The sequence below is a fragment of the Paenibacillus silvae genome (assembly GCF_014639235.1).
Taxonomy (GTDB): Bacteria; Bacillota; Bacilli; order Paenibacillales; family Paenibacillaceae; genus Paenibacillus; species Paenibacillus silvae.
The window spans coordinates 184,434-200,724 of record NZ_BMFU01000006.1; the positions used below are offsets into that span (position 1 = coordinate 184,434).

General features: G+C 49.4%; 14 protein-coding genes. 7 read left to right on the forward strand and 7 right to left on the reverse strand.

Annotated elements, in window-relative coordinates; translation table 11 throughout:
* Nucleotides 1-175 precede the first annotated feature (175 nt).
* Nucleotides 176-1,051, forward strand: a complete 876-nt coding sequence (locus tag IEW26_RS20190; RefSeq protein WP_188593630.1) for a hypothetical protein — start codon at nt 176-178, stop codon at nt 1,049-1,051.
* Between the two features lie 94 nt (nt 1,052-1,145).
* On the opposite strand, the gene IEW26_RS20195 is transcribed toward IEW26_RS20190, so the two are convergent.
* The 6 genes from IEW26_RS20195 to IEW26_RS20220 form a co-directional block, all read right to left on the reverse strand.
* A complete protein-coding gene (locus IEW26_RS20195) occupies nt 1,146-1,937 on the reverse strand; it encodes a nucleoside phosphorylase (protein WP_188593631.1) in 792 nt (263 codons plus the stop codon).
* 1 nt (nt 1,938) lies between these two features.
* On the reverse strand, nt 1,939-2,610 hold the full coding sequence (locus tag IEW26_RS20200) for a sulfite oxidase-like oxidoreductase (RefSeq protein ID WP_188593632.1): 672 nt from the start codon (nt 2,608-2,610) through the stop codon (nt 1,939-1,941).
* Between the two features lie 19 nt (nt 2,611-2,629).
* Complete coding sequence (locus IEW26_RS20205) at nt 2,630-3,553, reverse strand: ABC transporter permease (protein ID WP_110898143.1); 924 nt, start codon at nt 3,551-3,553, stop codon at nt 2,630-2,632.
* A complete protein-coding gene (locus tag IEW26_RS20210) occupies nt 3,537-4,604 on the reverse strand; it encodes an ABC transporter permease (protein ID WP_111269319.1) in 1,068 nt (355 codons plus the stop codon). The genes IEW26_RS20205 and IEW26_RS20210 overlap by 17 nt, the downstream gene beginning before the upstream one ends.
* Nucleotides 4,601-6,100 carry an ABC transporter ATP-binding protein gene (locus IEW26_RS20215; RefSeq protein ID WP_188593633.1) on the reverse strand — a complete coding sequence of 500 codons (1,500 nt, stop codon included), beginning with the start codon at nt 6,098-6,100 and terminating at the stop codon, nt 4,601-4,603. The genes IEW26_RS20210 and IEW26_RS20215 overlap by 4 nt, the downstream gene beginning before the upstream one ends.
* 303 nt (nt 6,101-6,403) lie before the next feature.
* A complete protein-coding gene (locus tag IEW26_RS20220) occupies nt 6,404-7,435 on the reverse strand; it encodes a BMP family lipoprotein (protein WP_111269321.1) in 1,032 nt (343 codons plus the stop codon).
* A 279-nt stretch (nt 7,436-7,714) separates the two neighbouring features.
* On the opposite strand from IEW26_RS20220, the gene IEW26_RS20225 reads away from it, so the two are divergent.
* The 3 genes from IEW26_RS20225 (at nt 7,715) to IEW26_RS20235 (ending at nt 12,192) form a co-directional block, all read left to right on the forward strand.
* Entirely contained in the window at nt 7,715-9,154 is a 1,440-nt protein-coding gene (locus IEW26_RS20225) for a hypothetical protein (protein ID WP_188593634.1), read from the forward strand.
* A 242-nt stretch (nt 9,155-9,396) separates the two neighbouring features.
* Entirely contained in the window at nt 9,397-10,005 is a 609-nt protein-coding gene (locus tag IEW26_RS20230) for a DUF5317 domain-containing protein (RefSeq protein WP_188593635.1), read from the forward strand.
* Nucleotides 10,006-10,359: 354 nt separating this feature from the next.
* On the forward strand, nt 10,360-12,192 hold the full coding sequence (locus tag IEW26_RS20235) for a bifunctional diguanylate cyclase/phosphohydrolase (RefSeq protein WP_188593636.1): 1,833 nt from the start codon (nt 10,360-10,362) through the stop codon (nt 12,190-12,192).
* 112 nt (nt 12,193-12,304) lie between these two features.
* Here the strand turns inward: IEW26_RS20235 and IEW26_RS20240 are convergent, their stop codons facing one another.
* Nucleotides 12,305-12,493, reverse strand: coding sequence for a hypothetical protein (locus IEW26_RS20240; RefSeq protein WP_111269325.1), 189 nt, complete (start codon nt 12,491-12,493; stop codon nt 12,305-12,307).
* Between the two features lie 308 nt (nt 12,494-12,801).
* On the opposite strand from IEW26_RS20240, the gene IEW26_RS20245 reads away from it, so the two are divergent.
* The 3 genes from IEW26_RS20245 to IEW26_RS20255 all read left to right on the forward strand — a co-directional run bounded on the left by IEW26_RS20245 (nt 12,802) and on the right by IEW26_RS20255 (nt 16,283).
* Nucleotides 12,802-13,632 (forward strand): sensor histidine kinase, encoded by an 831-nt coding sequence (locus IEW26_RS20245; protein ID WP_188593637.1) that lies wholly within the window; start codon nt 12,802-12,804, stop codon nt 13,630-13,632.
* A 1-nt stretch (nt 13,633) separates the two neighbouring features.
* Nucleotides 13,634-14,290, forward strand: coding sequence for a response regulator (locus tag IEW26_RS20250; protein ID WP_188593638.1), 657 nt, complete (start codon nt 13,634-13,636; stop codon nt 14,288-14,290).
* Between the two features lie 277 nt (nt 14,291-14,567).
* Nucleotides 14,568-16,283, forward strand: a complete 1,716-nt coding sequence (locus tag IEW26_RS20255) for a copper resistance protein CopC (RefSeq protein WP_188593639.1) — start codon at nt 14,568-14,570, stop codon at nt 16,281-16,283.
* Nucleotides 16,284-16,291: the final 8 nt, after the last annotated feature.

Consider the following 16,291-nt stretch of genomic DNA (forward strand, 5'->3'; position numbering starts at 1 on the left):
CCCAATGATTTCAATATCATTCGAAATACGCCAAAATGTACCCGCCATTCTCCGCGTTCAACAGAGCAAAATTTTAACTTTTTTTTGATGAAATTGATGTGATGTGTCACAAAATCACTGCCTATAAGTGTTATATAGATGGATAGACAAATTATTATACTTGGAGGTATTTATTGTGAAGCCAATCTACAAAGTATTCAGTACCATGGCGTTAGCAGGAATCATCGGCACAATATCCATCGTTCCATGCTCCCCCTCGGCAAGCGCTGCAAAAGCAAAAGCTGAAGCAGCTACCACAGTTACCACACCAGCAGCATCCAGCAAAAAAACCGAAGCACCGGCAGCAATTATTAAAAAAGTAGAACAAACGCTCAAAAAGCTGACTCAAAAAACGTACAAGCTGGATAAAGGCAGCTATCTCGACGGCCTCGGTTGGGATTTCAATGTCCTTGGCACACCTTTCCCAAGCCAACTGCTGGTTGATCTGAAAGGCAATATTCACTCGGGATTCATTCAGGAGAATGAAATCTCCTTTTATTTTGACAACAACAAACTCAGCTACACCCAAGTGGACGTATCGATCAAGGATGTAGCCAAAGAGGACATCGAAGCAGCCGAAGAGGTGTTTGGCAAGCTCGATTTACCTGTGGATGAGTTGAACGGTGTAGTGCTGCAACACAAGGGGAGCAAAGAAATTTACGAGTTTATGTATACAAATGATAAATATGGCACCTGGATCGGAGTAGATAAATCCTCGCATCAGGTTGTTGCTGTGAACGCCATTGGTCTCATGGATGATATTTATAACAAGGGGCAGGAGGTCGTAGATGAGTATCATCGAAAAATGAAGGCCATCACCGCCAGACAATTACAGGAAACAGGTGTGGCACAGGCAGAGCTGCTGCTCGGCATTGATCTGAATGGCCATATGGTGGAAAAGAAAGCTTTCCCTTCGGATGTTGCCATTTTCACAAAAGAAGGCGCTCCTACCGTGGAAGGCAACTTCAATTCCGATGGTGTCTTCTATTCCATCCGTATCGTATACAACTAACAAACATCTCTGCTCGTAAAAGGTACAAAATAAAAATAGCGTCCCTTCCGGTTCATAACCGTAGGGACGCTAATCAGCATGCTCTGCTCTATTATTATTGTTGCGCCTGATCCTGACGAGCAAGCGCAGCGAGCGCACGAAGCGCAGCTTCGATCTCATGCTCTACGGCCTTGGCAACCGCATCTGTATGCGGATCATACTCGGCTGCAAGATCACTGTCTGCGAAGCCGTCAATCGCCACGATCGCTCCAGCCCGTGCACCGCGCAAGGTGCTTACGATGTAGAGCGCTGCAATCTCCATCTCGGCAGCGAGCGCTCCAGCCTGCTTGTACTTGCGATGTGGAATGTCCTCCACACCTGTAAAAAATGCATCCAGCGTAACTGTAATTCCTGTGCCAACCTTGGGTGCATGAGCATCCACGGAAGAAGCCTCGTCCTGCGAAGCAACTTTCCCGCTGCCCACTTCACGAGCGGCCGCAACCAGTGCACTGGTCACGTCGATATTTGCAACTGCGGGGAACCCGTCTGGTACAAGCTGACGTGTCAGCCCGTCCGAGCGGACCGCTGCCGTGCTGACAATTACGCTGCCTGCCGGATAATCGGCAGTATATGAACCTGCTGTGCCTACACGAATCAGCGTTGTCACCCCGGCACGAATCAGTTCCTCGAAGCAGACGGCTGCCCCCGGTGATCCTACACCATGACTGACAACAGCAAGCAGAGCACCTTCAAACGTTCCGACAAATGTACGATATTCGCGACTGAATGCCAGCTCTCTGGCATCCTCAAGCTTGCGGGAGATCTTCTCTGCCCGGGCAGGATCACCACACACAATGGCATAAGCCGGCATATCTTCCGAATGAATCTGCAATATCGGCATCAACATGTTAATCAAACTCCTTCTTCGTCCACTCATCCTCAGGAATCGGCAGATCTTCGCCTGAGAAGCGCTGCTCCTTGAACGGGTCGGCAAAATGGTGGAAGCCATTGCTTTCCCAGAAGCCGTTGCGATCCTCTGTCATAAATTCCAGGCCACGTACCCACTTTGCGCTTTTCCAGAAGTACAGCTGCGGCACAACTAGTCTCAGCGGGAAGCCGTGCTTGGGCGTGAGCGGCTCACCATTATATTTGAACGCAAGCAGCACATCATCATGCATCAGCTCTTCGAGCGGTACATTGGTCTCGTAATCATGATCAGCGTGGATCATGACATACTTTGCTTCCGGTTTAACCCCAAGCAGCTTCACAAATTCAGAGAATCGGATACCCTCCCACGGTGTATCAAACTTCGACCAGCGTGTAACGCAGTGAATATCACTGACTGTGTTCACCTGCGGCATCGCCTGAAGCTCTGCCAGAGAAAATACCTTCTCTTCTTGCACTTCGCCAAAAACCCTCAAGTCCCATGTGGCGAGGTCATACTCCGGCACTTCCCCTTCGTGCAGGATCGGGAATTTTTCCGTCAGCACCTGGCCCGGCGGCAGCCGATCTCCGTAATCGACGCCTGCCTTCGGCGGAGGTGTTTTCGTTTTTTTCAAACGTTCGGCCTTGTTATGCATGTCTCGTAATTCCTCCTTATTAACGGGAGCTTCCGCCCGCTTTCAACGCATCCTGCGCATACGTCCGGTCTTTGAAAAAGAACATCGCAACCAAGGTTACAATATACGGCAGCATCATCGTGAAATGAGTTGGCAGGGAGAAACCCTGCAGACGAATACTGAGTGCTTCCATGAAACCAAACAGCACACTAGACCCCATCACGCCGAGCGGATTGGCTTGTCCCAGCATCGTAGCAACCAGAGCGATAAAGCCGCGGCCCGCTGTCATGCCTTCTGTAAACATCGTTACCTGACCGAGTGACAGCTGCGCTCCCGCGAGTGCACACAGCACACCGCACATCAGAACCGCGCCATATTGAATGCCACGCACCTTGATGCCGATGCTCTGGGCTGCAATCGGATTCTCACCTACGGAGCGCAGGCGGAAGCCGGACACACTTTTAAATAGATAGAACTGCAGCGCAATGACAATAATGATGCCGAGATAAACGAGCGGGCTGTGACCCGAGAACACTGTACCCACCCAAGGAATATCCTTAATCAGCGGAATATCCCATTTCGGCAGTCCGACCATATCCTTGTCGTAGTATGCACCTTTAACATCAAAGATTGCTCGCAAGGCAAACGTAGTGAGTCCCGCCGCCAGAAAGTTCAGCGATATACCGACCACAATGGCATTGGCCTTCAAGTTAATACTTATAAACGCGAAGAGCGCCGAGAATAACATCACAATGACAATCGAGAACAATACTGCCAGCAGTACGTTGCCAAACAGGTAGTTACCAACAATAGCAGAGAACGCACCAATCAGCACAAGTCCCTCCAGACCTACGTTGAACAGACCGACACGCGAGCATAAAGCTCCGCCAAGCGCTGCCAGCAGAATCGGCGTCATGATGCGCAAGGTTGAGCCAAACATGGCCGCATCAAACAGTTGTTGCATTGGACTTTTTCTCCTTTCTCCGCTTCAGGAAAGAATAACCGATCTGTGCCGATACAAATAACGTCAAGACAGCCTGAATGACGCTGCCAACCTCCAGCGGTACATCCGTGTTCCGCTCCATGCCCATCGCACCAGTCTGCAGTGCTGCCAGCAGAATCGCCGCAAGAGCTGTGCCGAGCGGATGAGAACGAGCGAGCAGCGTAGCCATAATACCGCTCCATGCATAGCTGGCCGAGGATAACGATCCGTCCAGAAAACGGTACTGTGTACCGAGCACTTCTCCGGCTCCTGCCAGACCCGCCAGACCACCGCTGATGACCATCGACAACATCATCATGCGAATACGGCGTACACCCCCATATGCCGCAAAGGACGGATTGCTGCCCAGCATACGAATCTCATAACCGGTCACTGTTTTGTGTGTAAACCAATAGATCAGTATTGCCGCAGCAACCGCGATAATAAAACCGGCATGCAGTCCCATGCCCTGAAACAGCTTCGGCAGCCAGATGCTCTGATCGATCATCGGTGTCTGTGCCATCGCTGCCGAGCCTGTCCGGTCTTTAAATGGATACGAAACCATGTACCCGCCAAAATAAGTTGCGATATAGTTAAGCAGCAATGTCGTAATTAACAGATTCATCCCGAAGCGCGCATCCAGCCAGCCTGCAAAAAGAGACCACACACCACCAGCGATAATTCCCGCCAGGATGGCAGCAATACAGACGAACCAGCCCGGCCCCGGCAGATAAAGTGCCGTGAGTGCCGCACTGAGTCCGCCCAGAATCATCTGGCCTTCCGCACCCATATTGAAAAATCCGGCACGGAATGCCAGCGCTACGCCAAGCCCGGCCAGAATAATCGGCGTTGCACGAGCCAGTGTATTCGTGAAGAAGTAGAAGTTGCCGAAGGCTCCCTTCCACATCTCTGCGTACGTATCTATAACGTTGCCGCCCACGACCAGAATGGCAATCGCCCCGGCGAGCAAGCCAATGAGTACGGCAAGCAGCGGCTGTACAAGTCCGCGAAGTGTTTCCTTTACCCGATTCATACCCGCTCTTTCCCTCCTGCCATCAGCAAGCTGATCTGTTCTTCTGTCGCTTCCGCTGCCGCAAGTTCTCCGGCAATCTCACCTTCGTACATCACAATAATGCGATCCGACAATTGCAAAATTTCGGACAACTCGGATGAAATGAGCAGAATGCCCGCCCCTTCATTACGTTTGCGAAGCAATTCGGCATGAATCGTTTCCATCGCACCGATATCCACTCCGCGTGTCGGTTCAGCCGCAATTAAAAACGGCGTATCCTGAGCGAATTCACGTGCTGCAATTAGCTTCTGTAAATTACCGCCTGATAGAAATTGAGCCTTCGTCTCCGCAGAGCCTGTCTTGATGCTGAACTGTTTAATCCAGCTCTCCACCAGAAGTCTGGCTGCTTTGGCCTTAATGATGCCCCGTCTCTGCAAGCGGTGATGGTGCCCCATCAGTCCGTTCTCCTTCACGCTGGCATCTTTTGCTGCTCCCCACATATATCTGTCCTCAGGAATATGGGCAAGGCCCTGCTCCCGAATTTTGCGAACCGGCCAATTTGTCGTATCTTGTCCCGATAAGAGCACTCGCCCGCCATCCGGCTTCCTCAGCCCTGCAATCACCTGAATTAATTCAGATTGGCCATTGCCCGAAATGCCAGCAATCCCAACCACTTCACCTTTTCGAACATGCATATGGATATCCTTGAGTGCTGACCGATCCTTTGCTCCTGACAGCTGAACACCCTCCACCTGAAGCACAGCTTCACCTGGAACAGACGGTTGCTTGTCCATACGCACCAATTCGCGCCCTACCATCAGGCGGGACAGTTCCTCAACATTGGTATCCTGAGCTTGCAATGTACCCGTGACTTGACCATCCCGCAGCACGGTAATCCGGTCTGCCACATCCATAACCTCTTGCAGCTTGTGTGTAATGAGCACAAAGGTTTTGCCCAGCTTTGCCAAAGACTTCATATTTGCCAGCAGCTCTTTTACCTCCAGCGGAGTAAGCACTGCAGACGGCTCGTCCAATATAATGATGTCTGCACCCTGATGCAGCACCTTGAGAATCTCTACGCGCTGCTGCATACCCAGGGGGCATTCAGCTACTTTTTTCCATGGATCAACTGGCATGCCGTATTGTCTGCCTAATTCGTCAACCTGAGTAGCAGCTTTCTTTCGATCAAATACCCCTGCTGCCGCAGGCTCACGCCCAATCACAATATTCTCGGCTACCGTAAAGGATGGAAACAGCATGAAATGCTGATGCACCATTCCAATCCCGCTGGCCATCGCCTGAGAAGGCGTTGCAAAGCTAACCTCGCGTCCACGAACCTTGATCGTGCCTGATGTTGGCTGCTCCATCCCGTACAGCATACGCATCAAGGTTGTTTTGCCCGCTCCGTTCTCCCCAACCAGCGCATGAATCTCTCCCTCGCGCAGATTGAAGTGGATCTCCCGGTTCGCCGTGAAGCTGCCATATTTCTTCGTAATCTGCTCCATCTCCAACAGCATATCTTGCGTTCGCTCCTCTCGGTTGATATCAGTTCAACGTGAAATGGTTACACTGGGCACTCCGATGACAGAACAACCTTTCGATCGCTGTTATCCCCGGATTTTTTAGAACTCCATTTATATAGGAGAAAATCCGGGGATAAAGGCGAACGCTTCGCTTCTTTAGGTTTCTTCTGTCCTCTCCGTTATCGTGTAAACGTTAAGTTCAACATATATGGTCACTGTAAACAGTAGCAAAACCGGCTGCCTGGTTGGGCAGCCGGCTATAAACTTCTTTTTCACCCATGAAGGGACAATTATAAACTACTGTTGCAGTGGATCTTTCACTACAATTTTACCGGATACGATGTCATCTTTGATCGCTTTTACTTTGTCGATAACCTCTTGTCCAACAAAAGCATTCAGCGGAGACTGACTATCACGTGTAACGTATGTCAAACCTACGCCATCTTCCTTCAGGCCGTAGTTCACTGCACCTGCTTTGAAATTGCCTTCTGCAAAATCCTTCACCGTCTCATAAGCAACGGTATCGGTTGATTTCAACTGGGAAAGCACGATATGCTCCGGATCTTCCACTGTACGATCTGTATCTTGACCCGAAGTGTAGAAGCCTTTTTCTTTGGCAGCTTCGAACACGCCGAGGTCGCCTACAGCAGATGCACCCGCAATGAAGTCAGCCCCTTTACCGAATTGCACCAGCGCCAGTTCTTTAGCTTTGGCCGGGTCATTGAATCCACCAACATAGTTCACCAGGAATTCTGCTTTTGGATTAACCGATTCCAGACCCGCTCTGAAACCTTCTGTATATTTTTTGATCAACGGCACGTCCATTGCAGCGATCATGCCCACTTTGTCTGTTTTGGTAGAAAGGCCAGCTGCTGCACCCAGCAGATATGCGCCTTCATACTCACGGAAACCAACGCTGCGAACGTTAGGCAGATCAACCGTTGTATCTACAATCGCAAACGACTTGTTCGGATTCTCGGCAGCAACCTTTTTCAGCGCATCTTCTGCCTGGAATGTTGCTGTAATGATCAGGTCATAGTTCTCGGCAACCGCTGCACGAAGATTTTGCTCAAATGCAGCAGGGTCAGTGGATTCAATCGTTTTGGTATCCACATTGAACTCCTTGCCTGCTTTTTTGAAGCCTTCATCCATTTGTACAAAGAAAGGGTTAACCCCGATTTTTTCAGGAAGTACAAGTGCCATGCGCAGGGATTTTCCAGAATCGCCGCCTTGAGCGGATTGTTCGTCTTTAGAAGCCGAATTCCCACAAGCAGCCAGCAAAATAGCGAGCATTACAATTGATAAGACGAACGATAAACCTCTTTTCATTTTCGAAAATTCCCCTTTTCAACATTCTTTTTTTATATCCTAGCGGATAATGTCGATCCTTGTCAATACAACTTTCAGCGTTTACACTCATATGGAACATCGTTGTAAAATGTAGTTTTCCAGCCTCTGGAAGCCTTGCCGTGATTGGCTTTTTTTTCGTTGACATCTGGCGCGACTCCGTGCTAAAGTCAATCCAATTATTATATTTCTGATAGGTTTTGTCAGAATTATGCCATAATCCTCTATTCTATTCAACCCATTTTTAAGGAGGCCTCTCATTTGAAAAAGTTCACGCAAATTACGCTGGCAGCCCTGCTGGCAGCTCCGGTAACACTCGGCAGCCTCAGCTTTAGTCTGCCTGCTTCTGCTGCCACGTCAACTCCGGTTCCGGCGGCCCCTAAGGCTACCCTGACTGTGCAAACACCAGCAGCCAAACCAGCCGCTGTCTACACCGAAAGCGCAGCAGATTTTGCTCAATTCCTGCAAGCCAAATATGGCATTCAGTTGCCAAAGCAAACGACCAAAGGTGACTTTATTCAAGCGATTGCTGCCATTACAGAAGCCAGCAGCACAGCCGACACTTCAGATAAGGATGCAGCACAGGCACCTGCCTTTAGCGATCTTAAACCGGGTGATGCAGCCTACGATGCAGCTGTTGGCCTGTTCCATAACGGAGTATTGACCGGAACCGAGGTGCATGCCCAGGATCAACTGAGCATTTACACAGCAGTGTTCCTTGCCGTAAAAGCAGCGGGATTTAAAGAACTCGCATACACTTATCCTGCTGACAAAACAGCCAAAGCACTTGCAAAGGCTGGCATCAAGCCTAACCGTTTGCAAGGACAAGCCGGGCAGGAACTAGCTGCAGCAATTGATACAGGACTGGTTCCGGAGAGCTTGTATCCCGCTCTTGTTAAGGGCGGCGCTGCAAGCAAAGATGCAGCGAACATTCTGCTTGGACGTGTTCTGATAAGCCAAGGTAAATATAAAAATGAAATTGGACGCTCCAATGATGCAGATATCTACTCCAAGTTGTATGCTGCCTATCGCACAGCAGATCTGATTGAAGCTCCCGAGCTGAGAAAGATTGTGGATCAGGCGCTCCGCGAGGATCTGGTTACAGGGTACAACCTCAAAGACAGCCGCTTCGACTCCAATTTTATTGATGAGCTGACGTTGACATATGGTCATGACAGCATCAACCATGCCGTGCAGCTGATCGGACTGCTTCGCAGTGAAGGCATTGACGCGGATGTGCAGTTCCAACCGAAAACCTCTGCCTTCATTTATTTGAAAGAATGGGGCGAGCCCAAAGAAACACCGGACTACAAAGTTACGCAGATCGAAAATGGCAACTACATTGCCTACGCGAAGGAATATGATATTCAGTTCGAGTTCAATAACACAGCAGACAAAGCCCGTTTTAACGACATCGTACTGAACTACGCCAAAAAGAACAGCAACAGCACCTCGCCGCTGATTATCAACTCCTGGTGGCAGCCGCTGTATTATTCACCAACTGCACTGGCGAACTTCCCGGTGATTACCAATAACAAAATTACGCTTGGACATTATTACGCTCAATCTTTCTCACTGAAAGAAAATGCCAAAGCGATTCAGGACGGCTTCCGCAAGCTGGCCCCTGAAGCAAAGATCACCTCATATAACTTCTGGGTGGATCAGCCTTTCTTCAATTATTTGAATGGTGGCTCTGAATAACCAGCTTTCCTATTTTTATGTCTGAACTGCTCTGTTTATAGCAAAAAACAAGAACCGTGCTCACCGAATGGCATTCAGGTTTCGACCTATGTTTTCGGGAGCACGGTTTTTGTATATGGTTTTACAAAATTCTTTCTCGAAATCGGATGATCAATGCAGGAATTGCCAAAAACAGGTCGAATTTCTTAGGTACACAAACACGCAATCATCGTTGCGCATCTCCGCAAGAACAGGAGTTAATCATGGTATATGACGGTATACTGATCGGCTTGATTGTTGGCCTGTTCAGAGGCGGTGTCCGTTACGGACTCCACCAGCTCGCTTCACTCCGGCTGCGCGGCGGCTGGATCTTCCCTCTGCTGCTGCTCTTTCAATTTTTCATTTTCTACCTTCAGGAACGATGGAGCTGGATTGCATCTATTAATGGTTATCTGTTCGCTGCTGTATATTTTACCGGTCTTATTTTTCTCTGGCTTAACCGGCACCATCGGGGATTCACACTAATCTGGATCGGGGTGTTTCTCAATTTTATCGTGATGGCTGTTAATGGAGGCCGAATGCCTGTATCTTTGGAAGCTTCCGCAGTGCTTGGTCCCTATTATGTCGATTTACTTCAGGAAGGTGGAGCTGTATCCAAACATTACATGATGGATGCCTCAACTCACCTGGCATTTCTCGGTGATATCATTCCACTGTCCAATCCGTATCCCCGAACACAGGTCATCAGCATCGGTGATGTTGTGATGAATGTGGGCATATTCCTGTTTATCCAATACATGATGGTGGATCGGGGAACGAAAGCGGTGCCATCCGCAAAGACAGAAACATCAGAAACATACCAACCTCAATGAGCATTAGACAGACCAGACAGACTCCAAGGAAGGGAGGTCTTTCCATGAAAAAATTCGAGGATATTAAATATTCCCGCATTGTTATCAACGCCATCATCGTAGCTTCTGTCGTTGTGGCATTAACCTCGGGATACAAGCTTGGCGGCTAGGTTCTACTGCCAACCAGACAAACAGGCTGCGAGCGGCCTGTTTTTTCTTGCTGGATTTTCGCGAGCGATCTTGTTATGTTAAACAACGTATAGTATAAAGCTGTACAACAATAATCAATATAAATGCCACGAGTCACTCGTTGTGCTGCAGCGTTCATTTATACTTAACATCACGAGATGACTAAACCCAAGCAGGAGATTTTTTATGAACTTTATTCGTAATCTTATCCGCAAAGCAGATCGAAGCAAAATGTATGTTTTTTTGCTCAGCTGTACCGGGATTGGCGTTTTTATCTATACGAACCAGTGGTCCTATTTCCACCTGACTACAGCTGAATGGGTCATGGTCTATACCATGCTGGGAGCTGCGCTCATCCTCGACTATTTTACATTCCAGATTCCCCCGAAGGGCAATCAGCAATCCATGGATTCCTCAGTGTATCTTGCCTGTATATTTATGTTCGGCGGGGCCTTCAGTCTCTCGGTGCTGCTGCCAATCTCCATCATACTGTTAATCAAGGACCGCAAGCTCACATGGTGGAAGCATGTTGTCAACTTCAGTATTTACAGTCTCATGATTACGGGAGCTTCTGCCGTGTTCGAGTGGACAGGCGGACAAATCGGAGCTATTGACGGGTATAACCTGTTTCCTTATTTTGCAGCCCTAGCGGCTTATTTTATGATTAATACCATTACACTGGGACTGTTCTTTCTTTTTTCAACCAAGGATGCATTGCAGCAGATGAAACGGGTATTTGTAACCGAATCCCTTCTGGTGTATCTGTGTACGCTTATTTTGGCGCTGGTTCTTACTATTCTGGTTGTACATAACGGCGTGCTCGGTCTGCTTTTATATCTGAGTCTCAGCATTCTGTTATCCCACGCCTTCAAACAGCTGTTCATCATGTACCAGTCTATTGAAGAAAAGGCAAATTCGGATCAGCGAACAGGTCTGTTCAATCATAGTTATTTCGAAAACATGCTGGAGATCGAGCTGAATACAGCACGCACACAGGGAACACCGCTTTGTCTCGGACTGCTGGATATTGATGATTTCAAAAAATACAACGATCAGTTTGGTCACCTTCAGGGTGACAGCCTGCTGGCCTTGCTCGGAGATTTCCTGCTTCGCAAAACTGCGGGTACTCCCGTTACCGCTTTTCGCTATGGAGGCGAGGAGTTCACTCTGCTGATGCCAGGCATGGATATCGATGAGTCCTACCGATTCATGAACAAGCTGCGGAAGCAGCTGAATGATACGCCATTTGAGGGGGTCGAGGTGCTGCCACATGGATGTCTATCCTTCTCCGGGGGAGTTGCCGCATATCAAGTGGATATGTATAACAAGTCTCAACTTGTTGATCAAGCCGACAAAGCGCTCTACTATGCCAAAAAGCAGGGCAAAAACAATGTGCATCGCTATGGAAGCAATGACGGCATGGAGCACGAGATCGATCTGGTTCAGGACGTCCGTGACATCGAGCAGCAGCTTAACCTGTTTCAATATAAAGACATGGATACGTTCAAACATTCCAAGAGGGTCTATAAGTACGCGCTGGATATAAGCGAGGTGCTCAAGCTGGACAATGTGGAGAAGCGGCGTTTTGTGCTCGGGGCCTTGATTCATGATATCGGGAAGCTGGAAATTCCGTGGTCCATTCTGAACAAAAAGGAAAAGCTGACCGCAGAAGAATGGGATACGATTAAAGGCCATGTGACCTGGGGCAAAAAAATGGTGATGACGAACGATCGCTTCGCCGATCTGATTCCGTATATCGAACTGCATCATGAGCGCTACGATGGTCAAGGATATCCTTACGGTCTGAAGGGGCAAGAGATTCCGAAGCTGTGCCGGATGCTGACCGTCATTGATTCCTTTGATGCCATGACAACCGAGCGCCCATATCAGGAGACGAAAAATATAGAAGAAGCCATTGAGGAGCTTCGGGCCTGCTCTGGCACACAATTTGACCCGGAGCTTGCGGAGTTGTTTATCGGTTATATCGAGAAACGTACCGCTCATCAGCGATCTCCGTAGACACCCCGCTCAAGAAACGTCAAAGCGCTATCCCATATATACAGGGATAGCGCCATTTTCATTTTCGTCGTGATGGAAATCTCATATCAGATGCATGGAATGCATGCTGAATTCAGTCCTGTGATGTTTCTTCGCTGCTCATCGTATTGAGTTCATGTGAGGTCTGATGCAGCTCTTTGATCATCTGCTGCAAAAACATGTTGTCCTGGCGACTGATCCCGTGCTGATTGTCTTGAATAAGCATCTGGTGAATGTTTTTCTTGAGCAATTCACTGCGACGTTCCAATACTTCTTGACTCATGTTGTTGCGTCACTCCTTAACATGTTTTGTAATGATTTCTCGTTCTATATAAGTATAGAGGAGCTTCCTTCATAGCGAAAACAGGCAGAGCCCTCCTGAGAAGAGCACATCAAGCCTCACCTAGCCTGACAACATTTCACCCTGTGTCATTCTTAGATATGCTACTATATACTCCATGATCCTGCCCGCTTTCCTGCCAATGGCCTGGACTAGGGTCTTGGACAAGGTTGCGTTATAATGATCTGTATGAAAAAGTTACAGCCTGCTGCAGTATGATGTATCCAGCCCTTAAAAGGAGTTAAGTATATATGTCCTACAAACAGATTAAATGGATGATTCTGCTGATTCCCACGATCACTGTGGGATTATGGGAGTATATTCGCCACCAGTTTCTGATGCCTTATCTGTCGATGGATGCCGGAAACTGGCTGACACCTGTCATCGTTTACCTGGTCAGTGTAACGCTGCTAAGCCGTTTGTTCCGCATGCTGGAAAGTGCAAGGGCCGCTCTGGAGCAGGAACGAGCATCCAAGACTGCTCTTGCAGCCCGTGATCAGCTGGCGCGTGAACTGCATGATGGCATCTCACAATCCTTGTTCCTGCTCTCTGTCAAAGCCGACAAGGCAGGACGGAGCCTCAGCGGCACAAGTCACGAGCAGGAAATACGCGAGATTCAGAAAACGGTACACGAAGTCAATACATATGTAAGACAGGCAATTGCTCAGTTACGATATGTACCTTCTCCCATTGCTGATCCTGAAGCGGTTGCCCTGCTAGCGCAGGTTGAATCCATCGTCAGCGATACTTTGCCTGAAGCAGACGTGCAATGGCATTGGACTGAAATTTCTCTCTCCCCCAAGGAACAAGTGGAGCTGCTGGCCTGTATTCGGGAAGCGCTGCTGAACGTACACAAGCATGCGAAGGCTACCAAGGTGCAAGTTCATGCAGAGGGCAGCATCTCTGACTGGTCTGTTCACATACAAGACAATGGCATAGGTCTTCAGGGAGACCCAATGCTGCTCAAAGACCGCTACGGCCTGCGAATTACAAAGGAGCGAGCCGAGCAGATGGGCTGGATATTCCGGCTGGAATCCAGGCCCGGCGATACGCGAATGATCATCGGAAAGGGGCACACATAATATGGAACTGGTTCGTGTACTTGTCGTGGACGATCACGCGCATGCACGTGAAGCGATCTGCAGCATTTTATCCGAGGATAGCCTGTTTGAAGTCATTGGCACCGCGAGGAACGGACAGGAGGCACTGGAGCTGACGGAGCAATGGATGCCTGATCTTATCCTTATGGATGTACAGATGCCTGATATGGATGGACTGGAAGCAACCAGACAGATCAAGCTTCGTTTCCCATACGTTATCATTGTGATGGTGACGGTATCCGATGATGTCACGTATCTTTTTGAAGCATTGAAGCAAGGCGCCCAAGGTTATCTGCGCAAAAATCTGTCTCCCTCCACCTGGCTGGAATACCTCCGGGCAATTGTCAGTGACGATGCACCGCTCAGCAAGGAGCTGGCATATCGCATTTTGCAGGAGTTTCCGGCCCCTCGTCAGGAGGATGTACAGGAAAACCCGTTAACCGCGCGTGAGCTGGAGATTTTACAGTGGGTATCAGCCGGCTATACCAATCGCGAAATTGCCGAGCAGTTAGGTATCTCCGATCAGACCGTGAAGAATCATCTGAAGAACATTCTGCAAAAGCTGCAGCTTGATAACCGGGTCCAGCTTACCCGTTATGCGCTGGAGAGCGGGCTTGCCGGACGCAAGCCGCGTAAGTAAGGCTCCGAATTGTCCAGACGACGGAAAGATCTGAATACACGAACAATGGATGATAACATGCGTTCAGCAGGTTATGCTGTGCGCTATGTAATAGCGCAGCAGCAGCACACATGTCATTTCATGCATTTGTCACAATTATGCGGAAAACCATGATTTTTTATAGCCCAATGTAGTCATACGCCTTCATTTTGGACAAAGTTATAATGGTATAGATTGTGCGCGAATGAACAATCATGGGAATAACCCGTAAATCTATAACCTGAGGGTGATGATTTTTTTGAATACGAAGAGCTTGACCCTGCGATGGAACAAGCGTCATTGGGTACTGCTCACCAGCCTGCTGCTGGTGCTCTGCCTTGTGATGCCGCAATGGGCCTCTGCTCATGCTTACGTGGTAAAGGCGTCGCCGGAGGAAAATGAACTGCTCGTCACCGCACCACAGCGCTTGACGCTGGAGTTTAATGAATCACTGCAGACCGCCTTTTATAATATTAAAATTACCGATCCGGATGGCAATCAGGCGGACGACGGCAATGTACAGATCGACCCGCAGCGCCCGCATATTCTGGAAACCGGTCTACGCTCCGGGCTAGGCGATGGCACCTACACTGTCAGCTGGAAAGCGGTATCTGCCGATGGCCATCCGATCTCTGGAGCGTATGTGTTCCATATCGGAGAACCATCCGGCTCACCTGCGGGTTTGAAGGACCTTGCATCCGGTTCGGGTGCTGCTGGCGGACCCCTGAAATGGATCGTTTCGTTTACGGACTGGATTCAATATCTTGGATTATCCGTTATGCTGGGCATTCTGGCCTTTCTACTGCTGCGAATTGCCCCCGCATCGCTGCAGCGTGAACCGATGGATGTGCCAGGCAGTTACAAGCTGCTGTGGATCAGCTATGGTGCTGCATCCTTCGCCGCACTGGTAAGCCTTCCACTGAACACGCTGTACGAGTCTGGTGTCGATCTGAATCAATTCAGCTGGGCTCTGATCGGCAGTGCACTCAAGCTCACATCCTTCGGGCAGATCTGGATGTTGCAGATGCTGATCGCCCTGCTAATCGCCGTAACGCTTTTATCCGGCTATGATCTGGACCGAACCATCCGTGTACGCATCTGGTCCTCATACGGAACACTGCTGCTTGTACTGGGCTGGCTGCTCACACACGCCATGACAGGGCATCCTGCAGCTGCGGAGCAGCGTGTGCTTGCAGTGACTATGAACTTCGTACATCTGGTGGCCGCTGCATTCTGGATCGGGGCTCTCACCGCCATGGCTGTATGCTTGCCGCTGCTTACAAATCGGCTTCCTGCCAAAGTACGTGGCGAGATTTACTGGGTTACGCTGCGCAGATTTATGGCTTGGGGAATGGGTGCCGTCGCCGTTCTGGTTGCTACCGGCATCTATGGCAGTCTGGTCATCCTGCCTGCACCAGTGCTAACCTCTCTCTTTACGACAGCCTACGGTCTTGTGCTGATTGGCAAGATCGCGCTGCTTGTGGTGATGCTTGTATTTGCAGGGTATCATACCAAGAGGGCAAAAGCAGCCACAGGAGAACGTTTATCCCGCAGCCTCAAGGCTGAACTTGCTGCAGGTGCCATAATACTTGCACTGGCGGCAATCCTGACACATCTCTCTCCAGGCCAGCCAGCGTCAGCGGGACCTTACCAAGGGACAGAGACAACAGAAGATGGCTCGGTAATTACACTTCAGGTCAGCCCAAACGTAACGGGAGAGAATCAGTTTGAAGTCAGCATCAAGAGAGCAGATGGCAGTGTGGTCAAGGACCTTGAACAGGTCACATTGTCCCTGACACATCTAGATATGGATATGGGCATCTACGAGATCACCATTCCTAAGAATGAGACCGGCATCTACAAGGCAGATGACTACATCTCCATGCCGGGAAACTGGAGCATTAAAGTGCATGCGTTGACACGATCGCTCGATGCGCTCGATGCCGAGTTCAGCATCAAAGCAGCAAAGCCATGAAGTCATGT

Bases quoted from the DNA above. Each gene is read 5' to 3' on its own strand.
- IEW26_RS20210 (WP_111269319.1), bottom strand. From the start codon at position 4,604: ATGAATCGGGTAAAGGAAACACTTCGCGGACTTGTACAGCCGCTGCTT.
- IEW26_RS20245 (WP_188593637.1), top strand. From the start codon at position 12,802: ATGTCCTACAAACAGATTAAATGGATGATTCTGCTGATTCCCACGATC.
- IEW26_RS20250 (WP_188593638.1), top strand. From the start codon at position 13,634: ATGGAACTGGTTCGTGTACTTGTCGTGGACGATCACGCGCATGCACGT.
- IEW26_RS20230 (WP_188593635.1), top strand. From the start codon at position 9,397: ATGGTATATGACGGTATACTGATCGGCTTGATTGTTGGCCTGTTCAGA.
- IEW26_RS20235 (WP_188593636.1), top strand. From the start codon at position 10,360: ATGAACTTTATTCGTAATCTTATCCGCAAAGCAGATCGAAGCAAAATG.
- IEW26_RS20215 (WP_188593633.1), bottom strand. From the start codon at position 6,100: ATGCTGTTGGAGATGGAGCAGATTACGAAGAAATATGGCAGCTTCACG.
- IEW26_RS20205 (WP_110898143.1), bottom strand. From the start codon at position 3,553: ATGCAACAACTGTTTGATGCGGCCATGTTTGGCTCAACCTTGCGCATC.
- IEW26_RS20240 (WP_111269325.1), bottom strand. From the start codon at position 12,493: ATGAGTCAAGAAGTATTGGAACGTCGCAGTGAATTGCTCAAGAAAAAC.
- IEW26_RS20195 (WP_188593631.1), bottom strand. From the start codon at position 1,937: ATGTTGATGCCGATATTGCAGATTCATTCGGAAGATATGCCGGCTTAT.
- IEW26_RS20220 (WP_111269321.1), bottom strand. From the start codon at position 7,435: ATGAAAAGAGGTTTATCGTTCGTCTTATCAATTGTAATGCTCGCTATT.
- IEW26_RS20200 (WP_188593632.1), bottom strand. From the start codon at position 2,610: ATGCATAACAAGGCCGAACGTTTGAAAAAAACGAAAACACCTCCGCCG.